The sequence below is a fragment of the Tenebrionibacter intestinalis genome, assembly GCF_016632365.1.
Taxonomy (GTDB): domain Bacteria; phylum Pseudomonadota; class Gammaproteobacteria; order Enterobacterales; family Enterobacteriaceae; genus Tenebrionibacter; species Tenebrionibacter intestinalis.
In genome coordinates this window covers 1-13759 of record NZ_JAEPBH010000023.1, presented here as the reverse complement: position 1 = coordinate 13759, position 13759 = coordinate 1, and the positions used below count along the sequence as shown (strand labels likewise).

The following is a 13759-nucleotide window of genomic DNA, read 5'->3' as shown; positions in this document are numbered from 1 at the left end:
GCGAAGGTGGCGGAATTGGTAGACGCGCTAGCTTCAGGTGTTAGTGTTCTTACGAACGTGGGGGTTCAAGTCCCCCCCCTCGCACCAACTGCGGCAAACAATATCCTCAACTGTAAGAAAGTAGGCCGTGCGAAGGTGGCGGAATTGGTAGACGCGCTAGCTTCAGGTGTTAGTGTCCTTACGGACGTGGGGGTTCAAGTCCCCCCCCCTCGCACCACTTTCTTCCTGTCTCGTCGTTCCACTTCCTGCTCTTGTCTGACCGATCATACTCATCTTTCTGTCAACATCCCGAGACTTAGCGCCAGTAGCGCGATACCGCTGGCCAACGCGATACACGACGGCAGCAGCATGAAATGGCGCAGCCTTCGGTGAAACAACATGCCGATAGTCGTCACCATTGCCGATGCCATTAATAAGCGCCACTCGCCAAACGTAAGCCCGTTAAACACCAGCGCAGCGACTACCGCGCCTGAAATCAGCACGCCCCACCCGCTCTCAAGACTCCTTTGCAGCATAGCGGCATTCCCTTACATGATAATGATAACCAATATCATATATTAGTCTCTCTCAACTTTAAATCCTTCTGGCCGCCTCCCTGAAGGAGGAAAAATGCATTTCCCGATATGTAAATCCCTGTGAAAGCTTGCCATCAGATGCGCCAGTGATTAGTATCGCCAATCATTATCATTTAGATTAGCGATAAAGGCATGTCCCTTCACCATTCACCGCTTGCCGCGCCTGCCGACTGTCTTCCCCGGCGCAATATCCTGCCGCTGGCCGATGAACTTCACGCCATCTTCAGGGCGCAATACGCCTGGTTTCTGGAAACGTTTACCCTTGCCGGCCCCCCCGCGGCCAATAGCCTGACGCTTGCCGGCTGGATGCAGCCGGAGATGCTCGACACCCTGATAAAGCGTTATGGCGAGCATATCTACCGCGACAGCAATGAAGCGCAGCAACTCAAGCCGCTGAAGTCGCTGTGGGCGCAATGGTACCTCGGCCTGCTTCTTCCCCCGCTGATGCTGGCGCTGCTGACCGCCGGACGGGCTATTGACATCCGCCCTGCGCGTCTTCGGGCGTCCTTCCATGAAACAGGCCGCGTCGCACACTTTTATCTGGATGTGCGTGAAGACTGCCATGCCACCGGGCTACCGCCGCATCTACGTCTGGAAACGCTCTGGATACAAGGCGTGCGCCCGGTTGTAGCGGCGCTGGAGGCCACCGGCGATATCAATGGCAAGCTTATCTGGAGCAATATCGGCTACCTTGTAAACTGGTTTTTGGGCGAAATGCGCGACCGGCTTGGGGATGAGCAGTATCATGCGCTGCGTCATGCCTGTTTTTTTAATGCGCAGTTTAGCGACGCCAGCGCTAATCCGCTGTATCGCACTGTTGTACCGCGTAACGGTCTGCTGGCGCGACGCACCTGCTGCCAGCGCAACCGCCTGCCCGGCGTTCAACAGTGCGGCGACTGCACGTTAAAATAACGCGTCTGCCTTAAAAAACAGCCGCCGCTTATGCAGAATCTTTCCGAATTCACCGGAATTATTCACTACAGCCGGTTTACAGATTGCCCCGCCTTATGACAGATTATCCCGCGCTTTTATGTGGAGAGATTCATGAGCCTGCAATCTGTACGGCAGTTTTTTGCCGACCATGCCCCCGATATTGAAATTATTGAGTTGAACCAAAGTACGGCCACCGTGGCAATGGCCGCCGCAGCCCACCGCGTGGAACCCGGACAAATCGCCAAGACGCTGTCTTTGAAAGTAAAAGATAACGTGGTGTTGGTTGTGGCAAAGGGCGATGCGCGCCTGGATAATAAAAAGTTAAAAAAGGCCTTTGGCGCTAAGGCGCGTATGCTGAGCTGCGATGAAGTGGTGGTATGTACCGGCCACCCTGTAGGCGGCGTTTGCCCGTTCGGGCTGGAAAATCCGCTGGCGGTTTACTGCGATATCTCGCTAAAAGAGTATAAAGAAGTGTTGCCGGCCGCAGGGGCCATTCATAGCGCCGTACGTATTTCCCCGGCGCGTATGGCGGAGCTGTCCAACGCCACCTGGATAGACGTCTGCCAGTAAAGCGATGCGTGCAGGCGCTTTGCTATCGCAGGCCTTTATTTCCGCGCCCCCGTTGGGCAACGGTTGCCGTTCGCGTCGCGTTAGCTGTTTAACGGATGAAACCCGGTAGAACTAAACGCGCGTTAGCATAGCGGGCGCCTGTTCATATAATCACGTCTGCTCTGCGCCCCTGTACCGCCCTTTGCCCTCTCCTGGAGCTGGCGGAACGCCAGGAAAGCAAAAAATGGCGGCAGCCGGGCGGAAAGAAACTCAAAAACGTTAAAACAGACAACGTTAAGTATCCTAAGGTATCGGCCATATTTCGCCACACCCCCGCTCAAATGCGCGCAGCAAGCAAACGCGGCGACAGTGCCGATAACGCCACGCCGAAGCGGAAAAATGGCCAGACCGCCTGCCCCCGAAAACCCAGTCAAAAACGCCAAAAAATTCCTCGAAATAACAATTAACAGCCATAAATAACGATAATCACAGCATAACACACCGAACACCAGGAAATGCAACGCTACTAACAGGTAGAATTAAGCGTTTAAAAAGAAAAAAACGGCCTGTACGCAAAAGCGTGGTCAGCGATGCGCAATAACTTTTCCCACGATTAAAAATAACGAAATGAAGTGGAAAAGTTACCCAGCAGTTTATGCAAACAGCAAATATTCCCCTGGCGATAAAAGAGTTTCAAATTGTAAAAATATCCTGCTTAAAATTTCACAGTAAAAATTGCGTTAATATCGTGTTTCCCGCCTTACGGCGGGAAATAATTTTAACTTGTAGAGCGAAGTATATTCAGACAACGTCTTCCGTTATTGTTGATGGCGTCGACTGTAAGTTCAACTCTTTCATACCGCGCGGGCTGTTTATCCATGCATACATTTCAGCATTGCTGCGCAATGCAAGGCGGCGCATCGCGCTATTTTTCTGCGCACTGACAGTCTTATTACTCTTTTTCAACAGGGCTGAAATCTGATTAATGCTCCAGCCTTTCGCCATTAGCCTCAATACCTGGCGTTCCGAGAGCGTCAGGACGAGCGTGGCTTCGCTAACGCCGGCGGCCGCTTCGCCGATATCACCATCAAGATAGCTCAGCCCGCCTGCATCCATACGCGTACATTGCTGAATCTGCCTTAGCCCGGCACTGTTGGGTAATAAGATACTGTTCGGCCAAAGCAATTGCTGCACAGCGGTAAAACGGGCGTAAGCAGGAACAAGAAAGATCCAATGAATATGCGGCGCACAACGATAAAGCGGCTGTAGCTGCTGCAAATCCTGCTCAACTTCGTTAGCTTCTCCGGTTAAATCAATAATGGCTAACGATGCCTGCAACAAAAGCAGCGGCGTGAGCGACTCATAGCCGCAAACGGGCAAAATCATACAATGTGGATTATCATCTTTTATACACTGCTGAAGGCCAGCCGCCATAGCAGGATAACGGCTATAAACGATGGTTTTTTGGTGACGTCCCTGTGTCATTTTTTTCTCCTAACATAAGCATCCAGTGCATCTGCATCGGGCCGTTTTTTATTTGTTATAGATTCAGGCTAAAATAATTTTAGCAATTGTCTTAATACGTTCTATGAAACGTTTTATTGTTTTGCCCGGCAGGCAATGTACATTTCAGCCGAAAATGTCCGGCTACGTCAGTCCCCTGAAGACTTTATACTCTTAATATCACGTAATGATTTAGCCTTTATTCTTATTTTTCCGTAAATACAAAAAAATTTTGTTTGTCGCGCGATTAAGCAAACCTCAAAATTTACCATTAAGAATTTTCACACCGAGAATGAAAAATCCCATTCTTCCTTATAGAAAAAACGCATCTGTAAAGTAATCGCTGACACACGTACTGTCAATGCTGTTTAAAATTTTCAGAATTAATCTTCGTTATATTTCTTATCGTTATTAAAAATTTAAATTTATGAAACGACTCAAGCTTAATTATTCAGTCTGTCAACTTTGCGCTTTTTTTATTACTTAAATAATGCTTTAGTAACGTTAACCTTTTCGCGAGATGGCGTAGCGCATAACCCTCCCCGAACAGGAGCTTATTCTGATTACAACGCGTTAGAGGGGGATATTACATGTTCCACGTAAGGATAGTTTCAGGATAGAGTTGGATGGCGGCTTATATTACAAATTAAAAGCATAATTAGATTATGCATATCGGTACTAACACTCTGTAACAACTGAATATAACGTCGTTCTTCACGCGCATAACCTAATCTGTGTTATCCCCTGTCGGGCAGGCATGCCCTGGCGCATTCAGTTCATTATCACTAAAGTAACAATGCCAATTTACGCGTTGAGAAACGCTACTTTCTGCAAACAGCTCGCCTGGCTGCTCTTACCGCCATCTGTGTTACTATAAAAAGATGTTTCCGCCTTACTTCATTCGTTCTCTGAGATGGTGTTATGTCCGTAAAAATTCTGTCGCCTGATGTCACCGGTATCGATGCTTTTTACCGCGATCCCGCCGGCGTGCTGGCTGCCAGCGCAACAGGAACCGTTGCCGTGTTCGATAACAACATGCCCACTTTTTACGCCATCACGCCAACCCGGCTTGCTGAGCTGCTGGCTCTGGAAGCGAAACAGGCTCGCCCGGCCACTGACGTGATGCTGGAGGCCGCGCTGTATCACGACGCCCCCTCTCCAGACTGCGCGCCGCCGCTGGGCAAATTCAGCATGTACCCGGGCTGGCGGCCGGACGACGACTTTCAGCGCATGGCCGCCCTGTGGGGCATGGCGCTTAAAGATCCCGTCACACCAGAAGAGCTTGCCTCGTTTATCGCCTACTGGCAGGCGGAAGGCAAAGTGTTTCATCATATACAATGGCAGCAAAAACTGGCGCGCAGCGTACAGACAGGACGCGCGGCCAACGGCGGCCTGACGCCTCGCGATGTTAACGCGCTGTCGCAGCCGGATAGCTGCATTCCTGACGGATTTCGGGGGTAAGCATGAAAAACGTCGCCAGCCTGTTGGCCCGGCTGCAAAAGCTAATGCCCGCAGGCGTGAAGCCGGCTTTTACCAGCGGCGAAGAATTAATTGCCTGGCAGCAGGAACAGGGTCGCCAGCGTTCTGCCGCCATTGCCCGTGAAAATCTGGCGATGAAAATGCAGCGTACGTTTAACCGCTCCGGCATTCGTGAATTGCACATGAACTGTTCATTTGACAACTACCGAGTGGAAAATGACGGGCAGATGACGGCGCTGGCGCGCGCGCGGCAATACGCAGCGGAATTCGAAGGCAACATCGCCAGTTTTATTTTTTCAGGCAAACCCGGCACCGGCAAAAACCACCTTGCAGCCGCAATCTGCAATGAGCTGCTGTTAAGAGGGAAATCGGTACTGATTATTACCGTCGCCGATATCATGTCTGCCATGAAAAGCACCTTCGCCAGCGCAGGCGATACCACCGAAGAGCGGCTGATTAACGATCTCAGCAATGTTGACCTGCTGGTGATTGATGAAATCGGTATGCAAACCGAATCACGCTATGAAAAAGTTATTATCAACCAGATTGTTGACCGACGCTCCTCATCGCGCCGCCCTACCGGAATGCTTTCAAACCTTAATGTTAAAGAAATGAACATGCTGCTGGGTGAACGTGTTATGGATCGCATGCGTCTTGGCAACAGCCTGTGGGTTAATTTTAACTGGGACAGCTACCGCAGCCGGGTTACGGGAAAAGAATACTAACCGCAGCGCAGGCGCCGTCCCTCTTCCCTGGCGGCGCGATGATTTATCGGCTTTTTCTGTATGCCTCTGGCGTTATACTTGTTCGCGCACATAACAGAGACAGGAGTTTGATTGTGAAATTAACGAAAAGGATGATGTATACGGCGGTTCTGGCTACGGCACTGGCGTCAACAGGCGCCACGGCGGCAAGCTGGCAGGAAAAACTTTCCAGCGCGGCAAACCAGCTAAGCCAGAACAGCGGCACAACCGCTGCGGCGCAAAGCGGCGGCGGCCTGTCCCTGTCATCTCTGACGAACCTGCTAAACGGCGGCAACAGCGCGCTTAGCTCCAGCAGCATGACCAATGCTACCGGCGTGCTGGAATACTGCGCCAAACAGAAACTGGTTGCGGCGACCCGCGCAGACAGCATTAAAGAAAAGCTATTCGATAAGCTGGGGCTGAGCGATACCCAACAGCAAAGCCAGACGCAGGACTATCAGCAGGGTCTGGCGGGACTATTGAAAACAGGAAATGGCCAACAGCTTAATCTGAACAACCTGGGAAGTACGCCGCTGGCTGAGAAAGTAAAAACAAAAGCCTGTGAATTGGTGTTGAAGCAGGGAGCAAAATTTATTTCCTGATAAAAACGCATCTTTCCAGACGGCGGTAAAATTACCGCCGTGAGGCTGCTGACAAATCCCATCCTGTCGCAGTCAGGATGGATGAAATGCAATAAAAAATAAGTAAAATCAAAGCATTGATTTTTGCCTGCTTACTACAAAGTAGGAAGAGCTCCCGTTTTTTCCTTCTTTGTCAACAATCTGACAGCGGTAAAATTACCGCCGTTTTTAACTTTATTTTGTGCCAGTATTTGCACACGGTTCCGCTAGCGTTGCTAACGCACACTTTTCCCTCCCGGCTTATCGGTTACGTCTTATAAAACACGGCTTATGATGTTTACAAATGAGAACCCAAAACCAGAGCATAATATGCTGGTATCGCTTTGTTAAACTAAAACAACCAACGGCTCCCGCCCAGGCACTTTCTTATATAAATGCCGCCGCAAGGCCAACCAAATAGCGATGGCTTACTGGTCATATCCTGAACGGGACTCTTTCAATATTGTTCATTTTCTCCTCTTTGCGGGCATAAAACGCGTAAAAAGAATTTTTTATAAACCAATTCCGAATACCCGCGCATTTCTTTAACGGTAGAATCGCAGCCGTGTGACAACATAGCCAGATTAACGCACGCCAAATCCCCCTTCTACCGGGAGTGACGTTTTTTTAAGAGGATCGTCCGTTGCCAGAACTGCTTTCCATCGTCCTTTTTATCGCCTCCGTGGCGATATACAGCTATAAAGCCGGTCGTAACCGGTGGTGGTTTTTTGCCAACCTGTTTGTGCTGGGGCTGTTCGTTGTTATTAATCTGACTCAGTACGCCAGTAATTACTTCACAGGCGACGGCATTAACGATGCTGTGCTTTACACACTCACCAACAGTCTGATCGGCGCGGGAGTGAGTAAATACATCCTTCCCGGAGTAGGCATCATTGCCGCGCTGGCAGGGGTGTTTGCGCTGCTCTCATGGATACTGCGCCGCCGCTGGCACCGCCCGCACCATTTTGGCTACAGCCTGCTGGCATTACTGCTGGCGCTCGGTTCAGTAGATGCCAGCCCGGCGTTCCACCAGCTCGCCGAACTGGTTAAATCGCAGACCCGCGATGGCGATCCGGATTTTGCGATGTACTACAAAGAGCCGGGAAAAAAAATAAAAAAACCAACCCTCAACCTGGTTTATATCTATGGCGAAAGCCTTGAGCGCACCTATTTTAACAACAATGCTTTTCCAGACCTTACGCCTGAGCTGGGCGCATTAAAAAACCAGGGGCTGGATTTTAGCCATACCGGCCAACTGCCGGGCACCGACTATACTATCGCAGGCATCGTCGCCTCTCAGTGCGGCATTCCGCTATTTGCGCCGTTTGAAGGTAATTCGGCCTCATCAATGTCCAGCTTCTTCCCACAGAATATTTGCCTTGGCGATATCCTGAAAAATTCCGGTTATGAAAACTATTTCGTTCAGGGGGCTAATCTGCGCTTCGCAGGCAAGGACGTGTTCCTGAAGTCGCACGGTTTCGACCATCTGTACGGTTCGCAAGAGCTGGAAACAAGGGTAAGCGATCCACAATATCGTAACGACTGGGGCTTTTATGACGACACCGTGCTTGACGAGGTATGGCGGAAATTTGAAGAACTGTCGAAGGCAGGCAAGCGCTTTTCCCTGTTTGCGCTTACTGTCGATACACATCATCCGGACGGTTTTATCTCACGTAGCTGCGAGCGCAGGCGCTACGAATTTGATGGTAAAGTTAATCAATCTTTCAGCGCTGTAACCTGCAGTCAAGAACATATCGCCGCGCTCGTGGAGAAGATTAAAGCTTCCCCCTGGTTCAAAAATACGGTCATTGTGGTCTCGTCCGACCATCTGGCGATGAACAACAGCGCATGGAAATACCTTAATGAGCAGGAGCGTAGCAACCTGTTCTTTATTATTCGCGGCGACCGGCAGGAGCAGAAAACCATAGCGGAAAAACGTAACGCTATGGATAACGGCGCAACCGTGCTCGATATTCTCGGCGGGGATAACTTTATCGGGCTGGGCCGCAGCTCATTGTCCGGTACGTCGCTCTCTCAGGTTTTTCTAAACCTGAAAGAAAAGGTTACCGGCTGGAAGCCGGAAATCATACACCTGTGGAAATTCCCGAAAAAAATCGACGCCTTTACTATCGATAGCGAGAAAAAAACTATCAGCTTCTCCGGTTCACAGTTTCGTCTGCCTCTACTGTTACGTATTTCTGATTCACGCATTGAACCGCTGCCGGAAAGTGAATACTCCGCACCGCTGCGCTACCAACTGGCCGACTTCGCGCCGCGCGATAACTTTGTATGGATCGACAACTGTTACAAGATAGCGCGGCTCTGGAAACCCGAGCTGGCGCTCTCAACCGATCTGTGCGTCGCGCAGGGGCAGACCGGCGGCGAGCAGAAGGTGGAGCGCGTAGACCACGCGCAATGGCAGGGCAAAGTCGCTATCAAAAACAGCGTTATCGATGCCGGACGCTATAAGCGCAACGTTACGCTGCTGAAAACCGCAGATAATGATATTCGCTATAAGGCCGACAGCTTTGTGTTTAACGTAGCAGGCGCGCCGGAGAACGTTCTTCAGTTCAGCGGCATTTCACGCCCGGAAAGCTGGGGGCGCTGGTCTAACGCCAATCTGGCCCCTCAGGTAAAAATTGAGTATCGCGACCCGCTGCCTGCAAAATTTGACCTGATTATTACTGCTAAAGCTTTCGGCCCCAACGCCGACAAGCCGGTGAAGGTGCGAGTGGGCGACAGCGAGCAACTCCTGACGCTCGGCCATAACGTCACGACCACAACGCTGCACTTTAACAACCCCGGCCAAAGCAACTTACTGATTCTCGAACCGCCGACTCCGCAACTTACCAACGAAGGCAACATAACTGGCCACGCCCCGCGTAAACTGGGGATTGGTATGGTGGATATTAAAATTGTGAAAACGGCAGGCTGACCTTATATGCGGCGCCTGCGGGCGCCGCGCGGCTACGTTGTGGCTGCCCGGGCTACTGAGCCCATCGCGACGCCGCAGGCGCTATCCCGGCATCAGAACACTGATATGCGTGCGCCTGCTCTGTACGTCGCGGTTATCAATGTCAGCCACCGGCTTTTAACGCACTGCGCATAGCTTTATGCGCAATGGCGGCTGTGCGCTCCGTGACGTCAAACCGCGTCCATGCCGTTTTTTGCGCATGCGGACATTGTTAAACTTCATCATGGTTTCTGGCGCCAGGCCGAAAGCGTTAGCGCAAAGGCTATTGTGGCGCCCCAAATAACGGATAAACGGCAATGTGATACGGCAGGAGGTAAGTAAGCAAGAGGAAATATAACGACCGGGGGGGAGTAAAAGTAAGAAACTGAAATGGAGTACGTCATACGCGGATACGGCCAGGCGGGAATAATGCTTTAACAAAACGACGGCAAATAACCCCAGGCCACAATACCGCCGCTTTAGCTATATCAGAAAATTACTCAATCATTTCTGACTGCCGCTGTTCAGCCGCTTTGAGAAATTCATTTAGCTCATCGCCTTCCAGCTCACGAGACTTACGATCGATAATTTTTTCCAGTAAATCAACCGAACCGATACGCGCCAGGACTTCTTTCCATTTGTTTTGCTTCGCCATATCTCACGCTCCTTGTATTTCGCAATTGGGGTTTATAGCCAATCTTAACGCATTATCCAATACGAAAAAGACTAAAACCTGATGTCCAATATATAAGAGTTCTTAATGATAACAATAAGTAAACAGAAATTAACGCCCATAGCCGATGAACAAAAATAATACCCTCTGTTATTTTATAGGGCTGAAAAGCGTAGAAAATATCAATTTAAATTAAGGGAAATCACAGTTTATCACTGCAATGATATTACGCTCCACACCAGAAAATGGAAGCCATAAATTCAGACAAAAAAACTATAATTATAAAAAATGTGCAATTATTAATTAGGATAAAGCGTAACATTATTCCCGGTTAATATAAGTTTTAACTGCCCCCCCTACGGTCCACACCATAGCGCAGACCGCCCTGCCACGCACATAGCTTTAACGGGCAACCTGCTTTAGCGCGCGCTCTTCAGAGCAGGCAGGTGTGGCAAAACATCCCTTGTTTTCCTGTAACACGTAGCTTTCTGCTATCAGGCCAGGGCAATAATACCTTCAACCTCTATGAGCAAGTCAGGATGAACAAGCCCGGAAACCTCAACCATCGTACAGGCGGGGAAATGCCCGGAAAAAAAGGTTAACAGCAGCGTGCGAATCAGCGGTAGCGTATTAATATCGCGCAGGTAAATGGTGAGCTTAATAAGATCCAGTTTGCCACGTTGCTCATGGGCCAAAATAACCTCAAGTTGACGCAGGATCTCAGCGGTCTGTTCTTCCAGCCTGGCCGACTGAGCCTCGGTATTGGCCGCCGTCAGCCCGGAGACATAGAGCGTATCGTGGTGACGAACGGCATGAACATACGGACCCATCGTACGAGGCAATTGCGAATAGGTTTTACTGGTGGACAAAAAGCAGCCTCCCTTATCTTTAATACAGCACGCTGCGGCTATGCAACACGGCGTTATAGCACATTACAGTGCCCTCTCTGCAACCTTTAGCGTTAACGCAGGGAAAAAGCAATCTGATGTTTTGGCTGTTATTCAAGGCCAGCAACTAAGTTAACATCCCGCACCCCACATACGGCCGCCCGCTTTACCGGCCAGACGCCTGCGCTTTATACGCCACGCCGGCGTTGTTGCGTAACCAACACGAAACGATGCGCGCTGGAACCGACCTTCTGGCGCAATAAGCCCCCCGGATGTGAACGCTTTTAACGGTAAAACGCCAGGGCGCGTAGAGCATATTAAAATACAGCGCGTTAAGCGGGATGCCGGATAGCCGCCCTGCGGTAAAGCCTGTACGTCAGAATACGGCGAAATAACGTAACCACGGGAGAGTAGAATCTCCTGGCATTATAAAAAATCACTATCTTTAAGCACAATTAGCGGTTCTATATCGCTCTCTTTTTTAATCACCAGCGAATCATCGCTACGCAGGCATGCACCGCCGTAATTACCGCCAACAGTAAAGGCGCACACCTGGAGATACTTGCCGTCTACATTTGGCAAACACCATAGTTCCTGATAGATATTTTTACGATCGGCAAATTTGCCGCTGCTCTGATCCAGCACTTCATTATGGTGGCTGACCAGATCAATATTGCTACCGCAGCGCCCGGAAATGGGCTTTGCCGCATAGCCGGTTTTCGCCAGATGTTCATTAACCTCAAAGTCAGTATCAAGCAAATAGGGATGGCCGGGGAATAGCGACCACAGCACCGGCAGGATTGCCTTGTTGCCGGGAATCACAGTCCACAGCGGCTCAAACACCAGTACTTCCGGGCGCAGCAGCACATCGATAAGGCGAACGTCGTTGTGCGGATGGCCGGTGCGGATCGGCACCGCCGCGTATTCGGTTTCGCTCACCTCGCGCACTTGTTCAATCACCGTTTCCCACGCCCAGGTCTTCCATACACAGTTAACCAGGCGGCCGTCGCCGTCAATAAGCTGGCCGGTCGCATCCCAGCGGAGTTCATCAAGGCCGAAAAGGATTTTGCTCTCAAAGCCCGCGTTGGTCAGCGCTCGCTGCATAAACTGCGCGTGGTAATTTTCCTCAATATCCTTGTCCTGCATGATATGCACAAACGGGCGGGCGCGGCTGTGTTGCCAGGCGCCAGCCAGTTCGTCAAGCAGCGCCCGCGCCGGATTATGGCCTGTTCCCTGATAGCCCGCTTTGGCCCACTGTTCAAGGATAACTCCCCCCTCGGTATGGCAGGAGGCGGAGTCAGCATTGTATTCATATATTTTGATCCCACGCTCATCCATGCAGAAATCCATACGCCCGGTAATCATATGGTGACGGCGGCGCTGCCAGGAAAGACGCAGGCGGGGCCACAGGATTTTCGGAATGTCGAACAGCGCCAGAAGGTTATCGTCTTTCATAACCTTATCGGTGGCGTGCAGATACATCAGATGCATCTCATTGGTCGCTTTAATCAACTCCTGCTCGGCGCTCTCAGAAATGCTGAAATAGCGGTACGGATTCTGATTGATAACCTGCCCGTTGGCCCGCACATAAGCGCTTTGCAGCGGATCGGTTTCGTCGATCCATTTTCCATCATACTGCCCTTTATTTTTTATGCGCGCGCAGTGGATAGCCAGCTCCTCAGGTGGTACAGTCTGCAGCGGCTCGCTGTAGCGGGTATCGCTCGTCTGCACCATCCAACCGAGAATCGTCGTATCTGCAAAGGTGTCTTGAATAAAATAACGCCCGTTTTTAACTTCAAGCGTTAGCTCACGAGTCCACTGCTGGCCCGGCGGCAGGGGGTGGTGAAGAACATTTTGTTCAGCAATACGTACTTTATTGCCTACCAGTTGAGTCACGACCGCCACATGTCCGGTTTTTTCAAACTCCCCGCCCTTTTGCCAGATAAGCAGCGAACCGGCAACCGGCGGACGCTGGCAACCGTTAATAAACGCCTGCAACGGCAAAATGTTGTCGTTAACCACCTCACGCAAAAAACGCAGCGAAAAAATCTCATATGCCATGCCGACATCAGTAAAAACATAACCGTAAGTCAGGAAAAGGAAGCGGCGCGCAAACTCCACACACTGCCATTTGTAGCCCATATATTCGTTGCCGATATAGCTACGAAACGAAGCGTCGCCTGGGTACTGATTGCTATCCAGATTGCTGTAATTAGAGGAATAGATTGCCACGCCGCCTGGCGCATAACCCAGCAAGGCGCCAAATGGAGCGTCGGTATTGCCTGTTCCTTTACTCATAAACCTGCCTTAAAAGTATGCGCCAGCCCAGACTGGCAACAGTTTCTCCACCGTCTACGCAAGGCATCAACCAGCCAGAAAGGTAAATATGATAACACTGCCACTATAAAGCGCGCAGGCAACAAGGGTGAAAAGGTGCGTTTTAGCGGTAGATTGGTATGACGGTAACGCTACGTGCGCTGGTTAAGCGCTGGCTGGCGCTTAACCAGCCGGACAGGCAGAGCGTTTATCTCGTAAGCCCGGTTAAATAGCCGTATGAAAATAATATATAGGTGGATTTCTCACGGAACCGACAGATAATGCATTGTTTAGTGGTCAAGTAATATTGGCCACGGTTTTACAGTAAAAATGGTATCTGTTCTCTGACTCTTCCGGCGTCAGTCCACCGTTATAATGGTGAGGTCTGACGCTGTTGTAGTAGTTCAATATGTAATCATTAATTTGCTGCCGGGCCTTGTCCTTGCTTACGTAACCATTCGCTGGCGCCCATTCTGTTTTCAGACTGCAGAAGAAGCGTTCCATGGGGCTGTTATCCCAGCAGTTTCC

11 protein-coding genes, 2 tRNA genes and 1 pseudogene are annotated in these 13759 nt (G+C 50.5%); 8 read left to right on the top strand and 6 right to left on the bottom strand.

Going from position 1 to position 13759, the window contains the following annotated elements; all coding sequences use genetic code 11:
- Window positions 1-87: transfer RNA gene (locus JJB97_RS10010), tRNA-Leu, on the top strand.
- 42 nt (window positions 88-129) lie between these two features.
- A tRNA-Leu gene (locus tag JJB97_RS10005) sits at window positions 130-217 on the top strand.
- Between the two features lie 52 nt (window positions 218-269).
- On the opposite strand, the gene JJB97_RS10000 is transcribed toward JJB97_RS10005, so the two are convergent.
- On the bottom strand, window positions 270-515 hold the full coding sequence (locus JJB97_RS10000; protein ID WP_238713873.1) for a DUF1435 domain-containing protein: 246 nt from the start codon (window positions 513-515) through the stop codon (window positions 270-272).
- 192 nt (window positions 516-707) lie between these two features.
- On the opposite strand from JJB97_RS10000, the gene fhuF reads away from it, so the two are divergent.
- On the top strand, window positions 708-1487 hold the full coding sequence (gene fhuF, locus JJB97_RS09995; RefSeq protein ID WP_238713872.1) for a siderophore-iron reductase FhuF: 780 nt from the start codon (window positions 708-710) through the stop codon (window positions 1485-1487).
- Window positions 1488-1619: 132 nt separating this feature from the next.
- Window positions 1620-2078: a YbaK/EbsC family protein gene (locus tag JJB97_RS09990; RefSeq protein WP_238713871.1), complete on the top strand. Its 459-nt coding sequence runs from the start codon at window positions 1620-1622 to the stop codon at window positions 2076-2078.
- 780 nt (window positions 2079-2858) lie between these two features.
- Here the strand turns inward: JJB97_RS09990 and JJB97_RS18850 are convergent.
- A pseudogene (locus JJB97_RS18850) lies at window positions 2859-3098 on the bottom strand (helix-turn-helix domain-containing protein); the annotation flags it as partial.
- A gap of 1383 nt (window positions 3099-4481) precedes the next feature.
- Between JJB97_RS18850 and dnaT the strand changes: the two are divergent.
- From dnaT to opgB, 4 genes are all read left to right on the top strand, one after another.
- The gene (gene dnaT / locus JJB97_RS09980) at window positions 4482-5021 is read left to right on the top strand and encodes a primosomal protein DnaT (protein ID WP_238713869.1); all 540 of its coding nucleotides are present in this window, start codon (window positions 4482-4484) and stop codon (window positions 5019-5021) included.
- A gap of 2 nt (window positions 5022-5023) precedes the next feature.
- Entirely contained in the window at window positions 5024-5764 is a 741-nt protein-coding gene (gene dnaC, locus JJB97_RS09975) for a DNA replication protein DnaC (protein ID WP_238713868.1), read from the top strand.
- A 113-nt stretch (window positions 5765-5877) separates the two neighbouring features.
- Window positions 5878-6384: a DUF2501 domain-containing protein gene (locus JJB97_RS09970; RefSeq protein WP_399198391.1), complete on the top strand. Its 507-nt coding sequence runs from the start codon at window positions 5878-5880 to the stop codon at window positions 6382-6384.
- Between the two features lie 661 nt (window positions 6385-7045).
- Entirely contained in the window at window positions 7046-9337 is a 2292-nt protein-coding gene (gene opgB / locus JJB97_RS09965) for a phosphatidylglycerol--membrane-oligosaccharide glycerophosphotransferase (protein WP_238713867.1), read from the top strand.
- A gap of 514 nt (window positions 9338-9851) precedes the next feature.
- On the opposite strand, the gene JJB97_RS09960 is transcribed toward opgB, so the two are convergent.
- The 4 genes from JJB97_RS09960 to JJB97_RS09945 form a co-directional block, all read right to left on the bottom strand.
- The gene (locus tag JJB97_RS09960; protein WP_238713866.1) at window positions 9852-10010 is read right to left on the bottom strand and encodes an Hha/YmoA family nucleoid-associated regulatory protein; all 159 of its coding nucleotides are present in this window, start codon (window positions 10008-10010) and stop codon (window positions 9852-9854) included.
- Between the two features lie 512 nt (window positions 10011-10522).
- Entirely contained in the window at window positions 10523-10897 is a 375-nt protein-coding gene (locus JJB97_RS09955; RefSeq protein ID WP_238713865.1) for a RidA family protein, read from the bottom strand.
- A gap of 444 nt (window positions 10898-11341) precedes the next feature.
- Window positions 11342-13213: a bifunctional glutathionylspermidine amidase/synthase gene (gene gss / locus JJB97_RS09950; RefSeq protein ID WP_238713864.1), complete on the bottom strand. Its 1872-nt coding sequence runs from the start codon at window positions 13211-13213 to the stop codon at window positions 11342-11344.
- Window positions 13214-13528: 315 nt separating this feature from the next.
- A partial coding sequence (locus JJB97_RS09945) for an integrase core domain-containing protein (RefSeq protein ID WP_238713863.1) occupies window positions 13529-13759 on the bottom strand: 231 nt, incomplete at its 5' end.

Bases quoted from the DNA above. Each gene is read 5' to 3' on its own strand.
- dnaT (WP_238713869.1), top strand. From the start codon at position 4,482: ATGTCCGTAAAAATTCTGTCGCCTGATGTCACCGGTATCGATGCTTTT.
- JJB97_RS09990 (WP_238713871.1), top strand. From the start codon at position 1,620: ATGAGCCTGCAATCTGTACGGCAGTTTTTTGCCGACCATGCCCCCGAT.
- JJB97_RS09960 (WP_238713866.1), bottom strand. From the start codon at position 10,010: ATGGCGAAGCAAAACAAATGGAAAGAAGTCCTGGCGCGTATCGGTTCG.
- dnaC (WP_238713868.1), top strand. From the start codon at position 5,024: ATGAAAAACGTCGCCAGCCTGTTGGCCCGGCTGCAAAAGCTAATGCCC.
- gss (WP_238713864.1), bottom strand. From the start codon at position 13,213: ATGAGTAAAGGAACAGGCAATACCGACGCTCCATTTGGCGCCTTGCTG.
- fhuF (WP_238713872.1), top strand. From the start codon at position 708: ATGTCCCTTCACCATTCACCGCTTGCCGCGCCTGCCGACTGTCTTCCC.
- JJB97_RS10000 (WP_238713873.1), bottom strand. From the start codon at position 515: ATGCTGCAAAGGAGTCTTGAGAGCGGGTGGGGCGTGCTGATTTCAGGC.